Origin of the sequence: Streptomyces olivaceoviridis (assembly GCF_014650115.1) — a bacterium.
GTDB classification, from domain to species: Bacteria; Actinomycetota; Actinomycetes; order Streptomycetales; family Streptomycetaceae; genus Streptomyces; species Streptomyces olivaceoviridis.
The window spans coordinates 1-13,150 of record NZ_BMUI01000009.1; the positions used below are offsets into that span (position 1 = coordinate 1).

The window sequence follows — 13,150 nt, forward strand, 5'->3', positions numbered from 1 at the left end:
CCTCCGAGGACTGGGGCGCCGAAGGACTCGCCGAACGGACCGACCGGGCCGCGGCGGAGCTGACCGCGCTGATGCCGTTGGCTCCGCGGCGGGGGGAGGAGGCCGTTGTGCCCTTCGCCGAACAGCTCGCGGCGCTCCAGCGCTGACGTCGCCCACCCACCCGGCGCGGCCGACCGAGAGGTCGCCGTCCCGGGTGGGTGCCGACCCGCTCGGGGGAGTGGGCCGGGGGGTTCGCCGGTTGCCCCTGTGACGGTGAGAGGCCGGTAAAAAGGGTGATCGTAGGGCTGGCGGGCCCGGTCGAACCACGGGCGGCCTTGGCAGACTGGGGATGTGCCCCAGACTGTGCTGCTCGCCGAAGACGACCGTGCCATCCGTCATGCCCTGGAGCGTGCCCTGACGCTGGAGGGGTACCAGGTGACGGCGGTGGCCGACGGCGTGGAAGCGCTGGCGCAGGCGCACCGCAACCCGCCGGACGTGCTCGTCCTCGACGTGATGATGCCGGGCATCGACGGGCTCCAGGTGTGCCGGGTGCTGCGCGCCGAGGGGGACCGCACGCCCATCCTCATGCTCACCGCCCTCGTGGAGACCGCCGACCGCATCGCGGGTCTGGACGCCGGCGCCGACGACTACGTGGTCAAGCCGTTCGACGTCGAGGAGGTCTTCGCCCGGCTGCGCGCGCTGCTGCGCCGTACCAGCGCGGTGCCCGTCCCCGGCGGGGGCGCGGAGGGCCCGGTCCGTGAGGCGCAGGTGCCCTCCGACCGGCAGGTGGAGGCGGCCGGCCTGCGCATGGACCTCCAGGCCCGCCGGGCCTGGCGCGGCGAGCGCGAGCTGGAACTGACCCGTACCGAGTTCGAGCTGCTGGAACTTCTGGCGCGCAACGCCGGCATCGTGCTCGACCACTCCACGATCTACGACCGCATCTGGGGCTACGACTTCGGCCCCGGCTCCAAGAACCTCGCCGTCTACGTCGGCTATCTGCGCCGCAAGCTGGACGAGCCCGGTGCCCCCCAGCTGATCCACACCGTGCGGGGCGTGGGTTACGTGCTGCGGGAGGACTAGGTGGGCCGCCGGTGGCTGCCGGACCGGCCCCGGCCGAAGCTGGTCTCCCTGCGCACCACCTTCGCGGTCTCCTTCGCGGCCGTCACCGCCGCGGTCACGATCCTCGTCGGCATCATGTCGTACAACTCCGCCGCGCGGCTCGTCCGGGTGGACCAGCAGTCGGTGTTCACGCAGGTCGTGCAGGACGTCCGGGGCGAGGTGCGGCAGCACACGATGGGTCCGGAGGACTTCTCCTCCTCCCGGCCGGGGCACGATCTGGTCCGTCCCGCCCGCACCGACGTCCAGGTGCTCGGCGCGCAGGGGCAGATCATCGACCACGGCAGCCCGGTGCTGCCGGTCACCTCCCGGGACCGGGCCATGGCCCTCGCGCGGACGGCCGGGGAGGTGGTCGAGCACAAGGACGTGCGGGTGGACGCGGACCTGTTCCGCATCGCCACCGTCTCGCTCGGCAACGGGCGGGGGGCCGTCCAGGTCGCGCAGGAGTTCAGCGACACCGAGGATCTGCTGCGGGCGCTCCAGCAGCGGACGCTGATCCTGATGGCGGCGGTCGTGGTGGCGGCCGGGCTGTTCGGCTGGTGGCTGGCCCGGCGGATCACCCGGCGCCTGGTGATCCTGACGTCGGCCGCCGAGGACGTCGCCCGCACCCGGCAGCTGGGCATCCAGGTGCCGGTGGCCGGGCTGGACGAGGTGGGGCGTCTGGGCCGTGCCTTCGACCGGATGCTGGGGCGGCTCGCGCAGTCGGAGGAGGACCAGCGCAGGCTGGTGCAGGACGCCGGCCATGAACTCCGCACGCCGCTGACCTCCCTCCGTACGAACATCTCGCTGCTGCGGCGGATCGACGAACTCCCGCCCGCCACCCGGGAGGACCTGGTCGCCGACCTCTCCCAGGAGGCCCGGGAACTGACCGACCTGGTCAACGAGCTGGTCGACCTCGCCGCCGGGCAGTCCGACAGCGAGCCGCCCCAGCGGGTGGACCTCGCCGACCTCGCCGAGGACGTCGTGGGGCTGGCCCGGCGCCGTACCGGGCGGGAGATCGTGCTGCACGCGAGCGGTGACACGACGACCGACGGGCGGCCCGGGATGCTCCAGCGGGCCATCTCCAACCTGGTCGAGAACGCGGCCAAGTTCGACCGGGACGGCAAGGCGCCGATCGAGATCGGCGTCATGGGGCCGGCGCGGCCGGGGACGGTCCGGGTGGAGGTGCGGGACCGGGGGCCGGGGATCGCCGAGGGTGACCTCGTCCGCATCTTCGACCGCTTCTACCGTGCCGCCGACGCCCGCTCCCTGCCCGGCTCCGGTCTCGGCCTGTCCATCGTCCGCGAGGTCGCCATGGCCCACGGCGGGGCGCCGTTCGCCTTCCGCCGGGAGGGCGGAGGAGCGGTCATCGGCTTCACGGTGGGCGGCGGGATCGTCCCGGGCGGCGGCAGCGGCACCTGACGGGCGCGGGCCGGTGGAGGACACCTGAGGGGGCGGGGCGCCGGGCAGGGGGTGCGGGCCGCGCAGGCGGTGGACGCCGCCGACGCGGTGGCCGTCGCCGCGTACGAGCGGGCGGGGATGCGTGGGGTGCCGTTCCCGGCCGCTGCCGGCGATTGAGTACGCGTACCCATCCCGGGACGGGTAGGTACGCCCATCCGCCCGCCGGGCCGGCCGCCGTAGCGTCGCCCTGTGCCTGAGGAGACCGCACCGACCGCCGCCGACACCCCCGCCGACACCGCCACCGCCGCAGGCACCGCCGGGTCCGGGGCCCGTTCGCTCGGCCTCGGCTGTCTCGGCTGCGCCGGGGTGCTGTTCGTCGCCGTGGTCGCTCTGCTCATCCGGCTCGCCTGGAACGCGGAGGACGCGACGGACCTTCCCCGGGTCGCGCCCGAGGAGATGGCCGACCGTGTCTTCGGACACTCGCAGGAGGCGTACGACGTCCTGGGGTTCACGCGGACGGTGCGGCCGGGGGCCGAGCGCGTCGGCGTCAGCACGCAGAACACGGTGGACGCCGGCTACTGCTACGACGGAGGGCTGCTGGGGCTGGAGGACAAGACCGTCGACGGCGCCTACCGGATGTCCCACTCGTGGGCGGTGGACCACGTGCCCGCGAGCCAGGCCGTCCCCGGCCTGCGCCGGCTGCACCAGCGGCTGAAGGACGACGGCTGGGAGGTCTCCTCGTACCGCGAGGGCGGGAAGGGCAAGGACTGGTCGCTGTATGTGCGGCGGGACGGCGAGGACGAGCGGATGTCCTTCACCTGGGACCCGGACCAGCAGTACTTCATCGGCGGCAGCACCGCGCCCTGCGCCTACGACCCCGGATGGACGGACGGCGGCACGGACTCCTACTCCCCCGGTGACGCCGCCCGGTCCGTGCGCCCGCCCGCCCTCGGGCCCGGTCGGCCATGAGCGGCCCGGCAGGGTTCGGCTATGAGCGGCCCGGCAGGGTGAGGAAGCCCTCGGCGCGGGCGCTCGCCAGGCCGATCCTCGGGATGTCGCTGCTCTTGGCGAAGAGCAGGAAGCGGGGTTCCCACACCGGCCGGTACTTGGCGTTGGCCCGGTAGAGGGACTCGATCTGCCACCAGCGGGAGAAGAAGGTGAGGGTCGAGCGCCACAGGCGCAGCACCGGGCCCGCGCCGAGGCGGGCGCCGCGTTCGAAGACCGAGCGGAACATCGCGAAGTTGAGCGAGACCCGGTCGATCCCCAGCTCCTTCGCCTGGAGGAGCAGTTCGACGACCATGTACTCCATCAGGCCGTTCTCACAGGCGCGGTCGCGCCGCATCAGGTCCAGGGAGAGGCCGCGCTCGCCCCAGGGCACGAAGCTGAGCAGGGCGCGGGGTTCGCCGTCCGCGTCCCGGCACTCCAGCATCACGCAGCGGCCGTCGGCCGGGTCGCCGAGGCGGCCGAGGGCCATGGAGAAGCCGCGTTCGGTGGCGCCGTCCCGCCAGTGGTCGGCGCGGTCCACGAGGACGGCCATCTCCTCGGCGGGGATGTCCTCGTGGCGGCGGACGCGGACCGTGCAGCCGGCCCGGCGGACCCGGTTGTGGGCCTGGCGGACCACGCGCATGGCCCGGCCTTCGAGGGTGAAGTCGGCGAGGTCCACGATCGCCTCGTCGCCGAGTTCCAGCGCGTCCAGGCCGTGCCGGGCGTAGACGGTGCCCGCCTCCTCGCTCGCGCCCATCACGGCCGGGGTCCAGGCGTGCCGGCGGGCCTCGGCGAGCCAGGCGTCGATGGCGCCGGGCCAGGCCTCGGGGTCGCCGAGCGGGTCGCCGGAGGCGAGGCTGACCCCGCCGACGACACGGTAGGCGATGGCGGCCTTGCCGCTGGGGGAGAAGATGACGGCCTTGTCGCGGCGCAGGGCGAAGTAGCCGAGGGAGTCGCGCTCGCCGTGACGCTCCAGCAGGTCGCGCAGCCTGTGTTCGTCCTCCTCCGCGAGCAGGCAGGCGCCGCGCGGGGCGCGGAAGCAGGCGTAGAGGACCGCGAGGAACACCACGGCCATCGCGATGTTGACGACGACGTCCACCCAGCGGGGGGCCTGGACGGCGGTGACGTGGTCGGCGAGCGGGCCGACGCTGATGCCGCGCAGCAGGGTGTAGGCGATCTCGTCCTTGAGGCCGGCGCCGGTGACCTTGTTCGTCGTGTGGACCAGGAGCGTGCCGAGGCCGCCGCCGGCGAGGGTGCCGCCGATGCCGGTGGCGAGGGCCAGGCGCGGGTTGGAGCGGTCGCCGATGGCGTCGAACTCGCGGCGCCCGAGCAGCAGGGCGGCGACGAACAGGCCGGTGAGGGCGGTGGAGACCCAGTTGAAGGCGTGCTCGCGGTAGGGGGCGCGGGTGAGGGCGACGGCGTAGAGGCCGAAGAGGGGGCCGGCGAGGAGGAGGTTGAAGAGCCAGGCGGCTCGTTTGCGACGGCGCATCACCACCGCGAGGAACAGGGCGAGGGCCGCCGAGACCAGGCCGGCGGTGGCCAGGTACGGGGTGAAGTACTCGCCCGCGTTGTGTTCGTGCACCTCTTCGCGGAAGGGGAGGGACACGACCGCCGCCAGGTTCAGCACGGCCAGCAGGCGCAGGTACCAGACGGTGGCCGTGGCGGCGCGGGTGCGCAGCCGGTGGTCGCCGCCGATGCGGAGGAGACGGGGGGAGGGGACGCGGACGGCGCGGCGGGGAGCGGGGATCCGCTGCGGGGGCGGGGACGGCTGTCGTGCGGTGGTCATCCGTTGTTCGGACGTCGTCTGTGGTGCGGGCATGGCGACTGGTCACCCTTGGGGACGGGGACGGGGCACCGCAGACCCTACAGCTTGTAGGGTAACGGGCGGACGGGAATCCGCACAGCCGGCGCACAGCCCCCCGGCGTCCCTCAGTCGCCGCCTCCTCGCCGGGCCGCCGTCAGCAGCCAGGCCAGATTGCCCACCGCCGCCCCGGCGGCCACCGCGGCGACGATCACCCCGCCGGTCGCGAGGCCGTCGCTGAACAGGTGCGGGCGCCGGTCCAGGCTGTGCAGCCCGAAGCCGCACAGCTCGTACACGCCGACGGCGGCGATCACCAGGCTGACGATCAGCACGGTCAGCGTCGGCGCGAGACTGCGCGCGCAGACCTCCGTGCCGGGCTCCGCTTCCGTGATGTCCTGCATGGGTCCCCCGTTGAACAGACGTGTGCACAGCCCGGTGGCCGTCGGCGCTTGGGAACCTACAATACGTAGGGTCGGTTAGGCTCGACGCCGTGCGGATCTACATCAGCGTGGACATGGAAGGCATCACCGGGCTCGTCGACGCCGACGACGTCCAGCCCGGCGGCCGGGACTACGAGCGGGGCCGCGCCCTGATGGCCGAGGACGTGAACGCCGCCGTACGGGGCGCGCTGACGGCCGGCGCGACCGGCATCCTGGTCAACGACGCCCACGGACCGATGCGCAACCTGCTCCCCGAGGCGCTGCACCCGGCGGCCCGCCTGGTGCGCGGCAGGCCCAAGCAGCTCGGCATGCTGGAAGGGCTGACCGGGGAGTACGACGCCGCGCTGTGCGTCGGCTACCACTCCCGGGCCGGTGCGCCGGGCGTGCTCAGCCACAGCTTCATGGGCCACGAGATCGAGGACATGTGGCTGGACGGCCGCCCGGTCGGCGAGATCGGCCTGGCCCACGCCACGGCCGCGGCCCTCGGGGTGCCCGTGGTGGCCCTCACGGGTGACGACGCGGCGTGCGCGGAGATGACGGAGTGGGACGCGTCGGTCGTCACCGTCCCGGTGAAGTACGCACGCGACCGGTTCGCGGCCGAGCTGCGGCCTCAGGCGGAGGCGCGGGAGGCCATCGAGGAGGCGGTCGCCCGGGCGCTGTCCCAGGACCCGCCCCGCCCCGCCCCCTCCGCCGCCGAGGCCACCCTGACCGTCCGCTGGCAGTCGACCTCGGTCGCCGCCACCCTGCTCGGCATCCCCGGGGTGACGGCCGAGGACCCCAGGACGGTCCGGGCGAGAGGTGAACTGCCCGCGTTGTACCGGCAGTTCGGGGTGTGGATGCGGGTGGCGGCGTCGCTCACCAACCAGCCGCCGTACTGCTGACGCCCGCCGGCCGCGCGGCGGGCGTGGGCGCGGGCCGCCTGCCCGCCCTGGACAACGCCCTCCCGGCCGGCCGCACCCGGACCGAGCGGCCGGAACCGTTCGGCTGGGCCGGTCGACCGGGTGTCAGCGTCGCCTGTCCCGCAGGAACAGCGCGCTCGTGACGGTGCCCAGGAGCACGAGGGCCGCGTTCAGCGCGATCGCCGTCTTCAGGCCGCCGAGGACCGCCAGGGCGCCCGTACCGCTCATGGCGGCGGTGACGACGGCGCTCATCACCGGCGTACCCATGGTGATCCCGACCTGCTGGGTCATCGTCGCGAGCCCGGTGGCCAGCCCCTGCTCCCGGTCGGCGAGACCCGAGGTGGCGGTCACCATGAAACCGACGATGACCAGCATGTTGCCCACACCGCCCGCGAAGGTCGCGGCCGACAGCAGCCACAGCGAGGAACGGCCGGTGCCGAGCCCGAGCAGGGCCGCCGTGCAGAGGGCCTGACCGAGGCCGCCGGCCAGCAGCACCCGGGTGGCGCCGAGCCCGCCGATCAGCCGCGGGGCGAGGGCACCGCCGACGACGGTCCCCGCGCCCAGCACGCCGAACGTCAGCCCGGCGGCCAACGGCGAGAAGCCGAGCACCTCCTGGAGGTACAGGGTCAGCAGGAACACCAGGGACGTCTCGGTCAGGAACGCGATCAGACCGGCGACGTTCCCCCACGCCACCGACCGCCTGCCCAGCACGTGCGGCGGCACCAGCGGCGCGGACACCCGGCGTTCCACCGCCCCGAACACACCCAGCAGCATCACCCCGGCCGTGAGCGGCAGCAGCGTGGCCGGCGCGCCCCAGCCGTGCTCACCCGCCTGCGTCAGACCGAGGACGACGGCCAGCAGTCCGAGCGTCACGGTGACGGCACCCGGCACATCCGGCTTCGGACGCTCCTCGGGCCGGGACTCGGCGATGACGGCGGGCGCGACCAGGAGCACGGCGAGGGCCACCGGTACGTTGACGAAGAACGCCCAGCGCCAGGACAGCAGGTCGGTCAGCAGACCGCCGAGGACCGCCCCGGTGGTGAAACCGGCCGACATCAGCGCCCCGTTGAGCCCGAGCGCCTTCTCCCGCAGCGGGCCCTCCGGGAAGGACGTCGTCAGCAGTGACAGACCGGCCGGGGTCACCGCCGCGGTGGCCAGCCCCTGGAACACCCGGGCCACGATGAGCACCTCGGGGCTCCGCGCCAGTCCGCCCGCCAGCGAGGCCGCGCCGAGGACGACGAGACCGGCCAGGAACAGCCGACGGCGGCCGAAGAGATCGGCGACCCGCCCGAACAGCAGGGTGAACCCGGCCGCGCAGAGGGCGAACGCCGTGCCGATCCACTGGAGATGGGCGAGCCGGAAGCCGAGACCGGCGCCGATCACCGGCAGGGCCACGTTCAGGATGGAGAAGTCCACGGCCAGCATGAACTGGGCCGCGAGCAGCAGCACCAGCACCAGGCGGAGCCGGGGGGTGAGGACGGGGGAGGCGCCGGGCGGCTGGTGGGTGACGGTGACGGACATGACGGGACGGTCCCCTCTGGTGACGGAGGCGTTCATGCGGGACGGGGGTTCGCGGTGTGCGGCGACGTTGCGGGGGGGTCGGCGGAGGTGCCGGTGTTCGGCGGAGCCGCCGGTGGTCGCTGGGGTGGCTGGTCGGTGTTCGCTGGGGTTGCTGTGTTAGGCGGAGTCGCCGGTGGTCGCTGGTGTTGCTGTGTCCGGCGGAGTCACCGGTGTTCGCTGGAGTGGCTGGCCGGTGCTCGCCGGGGTTGCTGTGCTCGCCGGGGTTGCTGTGTTCGGCGGAGTCGCCGGAGTTCGACGGAGTTGCTGTGCCGGCGGAGCCGCCGGTGTTCGGCGGAGCCGCCGGGCAGAAGACTCGTCCGTGCTGTCCGCCCCAACCAGCACCCCCCTGCGACCGGCCGCCGCGAGGGTGGTCATCGCGTGACCACCCTCGGGCATCCCGTTCGCGCCGCGGGCCGGGCAGGATGGACGACGACCGCCGTACACCCGGAGGCGCACGCCCCGCACCCGCGCGGGCACCCGCCCCATCACCCGGAGGCCAACATGGACGCGTCGTCCGAGCTGGGAGCCTTCCTCAAGTCCCGCCGTGCCGCGCTGCGGCCGGAGGACGTCGGCCTCGCGACCGCGCCGGCCCGCCGCCGGGTCGCCGGGCTGCGCCGCGAGGAACTGGCCCTGCTCGCGGGCGTCAGCATCACCCACTACACCCGCCTCGAACAGGGCCGCGCGGCCGGCGTCTCCGACTCCGTGCTGGACGCCGTCGCCCGCACCCTGCGCCTCACCGAGGACGAGACCGCCCACCTCAGGGACCTGGCCCGCCCCGCCGCCCGGCGCCGCCCGGCCGCACCCCGCGCCGAACACGCGACCCCGTCGGCCCGTCAGCTGCTCGCCGCCATGACCGACGTACCGGCGCTCGTCCTGGACCGGCGCAACGACGTCCTGGCCTGGAACCGGCTGGGCCACGCCCTGCTCGCCCCGCACCTGCCGGGGGACGCCCCGGACACCCCCACCGTCCGCCCCAACCTCATCCGCATGCTGTTCCTGGACGAGCGCTACCGGGCCCTGTACGCCGACTGGAAGGAGGAGGCCCACCTCGCGGTCGCCTCCCTGCGCCTGGTCGCCGGCCGGCACCCGGACGACCGCGCACTGGCCGAGCTGATCGGCCATCTGTCCATCCGGAGCGACGAGTTCACCGCCCTCTGGGCCCGGCACCCGGTCCGCACCTGCGCCTCGGGGAGCAAGTCCCTGCGCCACCCGGCGGTCGGCACGCTGGAGCTGAGCTTCGAGAACCTGTGCCTCCCGGGCCCCGCGGGCCAGCGCCTCATCGCCTACACGGCCGCGCCCGGCACCCCGTCCGACGCGGCCCTGCGCCTCCTGGCCGGTACGACGGCCCCCGCCGAGCCGGGGCTGTCCGCGCTGGACGCGCACTGACCCACCGGCGAGGACCGAGGAGACGGGGGGATCGCCGCCGGCCGGCCCGCGCCTGACCATCGCGGTCCCCGGCCCCGTCGGCAGGGTCGGCAGCCAGGTGAGCAGCGGGGCCGCCGCCCGCTAACGGTCCGGGCACCGGGCGCCGGCGGACTCGGGCGCGCACGCCGCCGTGCCGACCGTACGCACCCGTCCCGTCGACGAGGGCCGACACGGTCGACAGGTGACGGGCCGGTCAGTTCAGCAGGGCAGCCGTGAACGTCTCGCGGTGGTCCACCAGCCAGGTCTGCACGCGGTCCCAGCGTTCCCATCCACCACGCTCGGCCAACGCCTTGAGGCAGACGGGGTCACCGTCGGCCACGCGGCGGGCGACGAAGGCCCGGCACACCTGCGTGGCCTGCTCGATGACGCCCGGCAACGCGGCGCGCTCCTGCCCCGGGAGGCCGTAGCCGTCGGCCAGCATCCGCAGCCGTGCGGGCGCGTCCAGCCCACGGGGGTGGAGAGCGGCGGCGGATCCGGGATCCAGCATGGGCACCCAGTAGCGGGCGGTCATGGCGATGTCCCACAGGGGGCGGCCAGGGGCCGCCAGGTCGAAATCGATCAGGGCAGCGGCACGACCGTCGCGGAAGACGACGTTCTCCGGGCACACGTCGTTGTGGCACAGCATCGTTCCCCCCTCCGGGTCGGCCAGGTCCCGGGGCCACTCGGCACGGCTGTCGACCGCGACGGCCGCGCCGGCCTCGTGCAGGCGCCGCAGCAGGCTCCCCACCGATTCGAGGGCGGCCTTCGTCATCGCCCAGTCCGGGAACGGCGGCAGCGCCACGTCGCCGGGGATGAAGGTCAGCCGCTCGCGGCCATCCGCGGTGAGGCCGACAGGGACCGGCGCGCCGTCGAAGCCGTGCTCCCTCAGCGCGAGGAGACAGGCATGCAGAGCGCGCGCGTTGCGCGGCGCCGGGCGCTCGACCAACGCACCCCGGCGGAAGACCGCCCCCGCGTTCGCCATCCCGCCGGCCAGCGCCTCACCCTCAGCCGTCATGACGGTCACGCTACCGCCGGATCGACCCGCGCGAAGCAGTCCCCGGAACCAAGAAGCCACCCGATCGAGGCGGCCCCGTACTCGTCGCCGACCACGCCCCCGTGACGGTGCCCACCGCCTCCGTGAACGCGGCGATGTGCTCCCCGTCGTCAGCACGGTGCGGTGACGCCGGCCTCGGTGCCCGCCGCCCGGCCGGAGAGGCTGACCGACCCGTGGGCACAGCGCGCTGCCGTGACCGCCCGCCGGACGTATGGTCCGTATATGAGTGCCGTCTGGTCCGGCCGGCGCGGTGCCGCGCCGCCGGAGCCGCCCTCTGGTCGCCGCCGGTGCCCCCGCACAGGAGGGTGAAGCGTGTCCGACACGGTCACCGACCCTCGCTCCCACGGCTTCGGACCGGACGCCGTGGACTCCGTCCTGGGCCACTGCGCACGGGAGACCGGTGCCTACGCCGGCGCGGTCTACGTCCTGTCCTCCGACGGGCAGATGCTCCAGCTCGCGGTGCTGAGCGGGATCTCCCGGCGGATCGCCACGCCCTGGGCACGCGTTCCGCTGCCGGCCGCGAGCCCGGTGAGCGACGCCGTGCGGCAGGGCGGCCTGGTGTGGATCGGCAGCCAGGAGGAGCTGGCGCGCCGCTACCCGCAGCTGGCGCTGGTCCTGCCGCATCCGTTCGCCATGGTCGCCGCGCCGATCAGCACCGGCGCCCGGACATGGGGCGGTCTGGTGCTGCACTGGTCCAGCGCGCACCCTGCCACGCTGAGCGCACAGGAGCGTGCGGTGATCGACGACACCTGCCGCCGGCTGGGGCCGATCCTGCGGCAGGCCGCCGACAGCGGTCGCGTCCTGGCCGGGCCCGAGCCGCGGATCCTGTCCCCGCCGCGGAACCGCGCCGCCGGACCGGCCGAAGCCCAGGCCGCGGCCGACTTCGCCGAGCGCCTTCCCAGCGGCTGCTGCGCCCTCGACCCGGACGGCCGGATCACCTTCCTCACCACCACCGCGGCACAGCTGCTCGGGGCCGGCATTCCCGACCTGCTGGGCGCCCGGCCCTGGGAGGCGCTCGCGTGGCTGGACAACCCGGTCGCCGAAGACCGTTACCGGGCCGCCGTGCTGAGCCGCCGGCCGACGTCCTTCACCGCCCGTCGGCCCCCCGACCAGTGGCTGTCGTTCCACCTGTACCCGGACGCGTCCGGCATCAGCGTGCGCATCGTCCCCACGTCCTCGGCCGACGCCGTACCCCCTGCGCACCTGCTGCACCCCGCGCCCGCGGCGGAACCCGGCCGGGCCACGGCCCTCTACCACCTGATGCATCTGGCCGCCACGCTCACCGAAGCGGTCGGCGTCCGAGACGTCGTCGAAAGGGTCGCCGACCAGATCCTGCCCGCCTTCGGCGCCCAGGCCCTCGCTCTGATGGCCGCGGAGGAGGGCAGACTGCGGATCATCGGCTACCACGGCTACTCCGCCGCGCTCATGCACCGCTTCGACGCGGTTCCCCTCACGTCCGACACCCCGGCGGTGCACGTCCTGACGACAGGGATACCGAGCTTCTTCGGCACCTTCGACGCCCTCAAGGCGGCCTACCCTCCCGCCGTCCTCCAGGACGACATGGCGGCCTGGGCGTTCCTGCCGCTGATCACCTCCGGACGCCCCGTCGGCTCGCTGGTCCTCGCCTACGACCGGCCGCGCGCCTTCCCCGCCGAGGAGCGCTCCGTCCTCACCTCGACCGCCGGGCTGATCGCCCAGGCGCTGGACCGCGCCCGCCTCTACGACGCCACGCAGCAGCTCGCCCACGACCTCCAGGCCGGTCTGCTGCCCCGCACCCTGCCCCGCGTCCCCGGCCTGGACGTGGCCGCCCGCTACCTTCCCACCAGCTACGGCATGGACGTCGGCGGGGACTTCTACGACCTCATCCGCCTCGACGAGGCAGCCGCCGCCGCGACCATCGGAGACGTCCAGGGGCACAACGTCCAGGCCGCCACCCTGATGGGACAGGTCCGCACCGCCGTCCACGCCTCCGCCGGCGCACCCCCCGGCGAGGTCCTCGCCCGCACCAACCGCCTGCTCACCGATCTCGACGCCGGCCTGTTCACCAGCTGCCTCTACGCCGACCTCGACCTCGCCCGGCACAGCGCCTGCCTGGCCACCGCCGGACATCCCCCGCCGATCCTGCGCCATCCGGACGGCCACACCGAGATCGTCGAGCTGCCTCCCGGGCTCCTGCTCGGCATCGACCCCGCCGCCGACTACCCGACGGCGAACATCCCGCTGCTCCCCGGTGCCGTGCTCGTCCTGTACACCGACGGGCTCGTCGAGGCCCCCGGCACCGACATCGAGGACGCGATCAGGGCTCTCGCCGGCCGGCTCGCCCACGCGCGGAACCAGCCCGTGGACGCCCTGGCCGACACCCTCGTCACCGGCGCCCAGCACACCGCGCCGCGCAGCGACGACGTCGCCCTGCTCCTGATCAGCCCGCAGCGGACGCGCGCACCCGGTGCGCGGTGATTCCACGACGACGTGACCGCTCCGAGCGCCTCCGCCTTACCGTACGAGCGGCCTCCGTGTCCCCCTTCTTGTTAAA

The 13,150-nt window shown here is 74.4% G+C and carries 10 protein-coding genes and 1 pseudogene; 7 read left to right on the forward strand and 4 right to left on the reverse strand.

All coding sequences use genetic code 11. From position 1 onward, the window contains the following. From IE273_RS18670 to IE273_RS18685, 4 genes and pseudogenes are all read left to right on the forward strand, one after another. A pseudogene (locus IE273_RS18670) lies at positions 1–146 on the forward strand (oxidoreductase); the annotation flags it as partial. A gap of 184 nt (positions 147–330) precedes the next feature. Continuing rightward, entirely contained in the window at positions 331–1,059 is a 729-nt protein-coding gene (locus IE273_RS18675) for a response regulator transcription factor (RefSeq protein ID WP_189816339.1), read from the forward strand. Beyond that, positions 1,060–2,496, forward strand: a complete 1,437-nt coding sequence (locus tag IE273_RS18680; protein WP_189816340.1) for a sensor histidine kinase — start codon at positions 1,060–1,062, stop codon at positions 2,494–2,496. Positions 2,497–2,724: 228 nt separating this feature from the next. After that, positions 2,725–3,444, forward strand: coding sequence for a hypothetical protein (locus tag IE273_RS18685; RefSeq protein WP_189816341.1), 720 nt, complete (start codon positions 2,725–2,727; stop codon positions 3,442–3,444). 19 nt (positions 3,445–3,463) lie between these two features. On the opposite strand, the gene IE273_RS18690 is transcribed toward IE273_RS18685, so the two are convergent. Further along, positions 3,464–5,278: a phosphatidylglycerol lysyltransferase domain-containing protein gene (locus IE273_RS18690; RefSeq protein WP_189816342.1), complete on the reverse strand. Its 1,815-nt coding sequence runs from the start codon at positions 5,276–5,278 to the stop codon at positions 3,464–3,466. A gap of 110 nt (positions 5,279–5,388) precedes the next feature. Then, on the reverse strand, positions 5,389–5,661 hold the full coding sequence (locus IE273_RS18695) for a hypothetical protein (protein ID WP_189816343.1): 273 nt from the start codon (positions 5,659–5,661) through the stop codon (positions 5,389–5,391). A gap of 89 nt (positions 5,662–5,750) precedes the next feature. On the opposite strand from IE273_RS18695, the gene IE273_RS18700 reads away from it, so the two are divergent. Continuing rightward, positions 5,751–6,581, forward strand: coding sequence for a M55 family metallopeptidase (locus tag IE273_RS18700; RefSeq protein ID WP_189816344.1), 831 nt, complete (start codon positions 5,751–5,753; stop codon positions 6,579–6,581). Between the two features lie 123 nt (positions 6,582–6,704). On the opposite strand, the gene IE273_RS18705 is transcribed toward IE273_RS18700, so the two are convergent. Further along, on the reverse strand, positions 6,705–8,120 hold the full coding sequence (locus IE273_RS18705) for an MFS transporter (RefSeq protein ID WP_189816345.1): 1,416 nt from the start codon (positions 8,118–8,120) through the stop codon (positions 6,705–6,707). 540 nt (positions 8,121–8,660) lie between these two features. Here IE273_RS18705 and IE273_RS18710 point away from each other — a divergent pair. Then, entirely contained in the window at positions 8,661–9,545 is an 885-nt protein-coding gene (locus IE273_RS18710) for a helix-turn-helix transcriptional regulator (RefSeq protein WP_189816541.1), read from the forward strand. A 232-nt stretch (positions 9,546–9,777) separates the two neighbouring features. On the opposite strand, the gene IE273_RS18715 is transcribed toward IE273_RS18710, so the two are convergent. Then, complete coding sequence (locus tag IE273_RS18715; protein WP_189816346.1) at positions 9,778–10,578, reverse strand: phosphotransferase; 801 nt, start codon at positions 10,576–10,578, stop codon at positions 9,778–9,780. A gap of 351 nt (positions 10,579–10,929) precedes the next feature. Here IE273_RS18715 and IE273_RS18720 point away from each other — a divergent pair, with 351 nt between their 5' ends. After that, on the forward strand, positions 10,930–13,074 hold the full coding sequence (locus IE273_RS18720; protein WP_189816347.1) for a SpoIIE family protein phosphatase: 2,145 nt from the start codon (positions 10,930–10,932) through the stop codon (positions 13,072–13,074). Positions 13,075–13,150 lie beyond the last annotated feature (76 nt).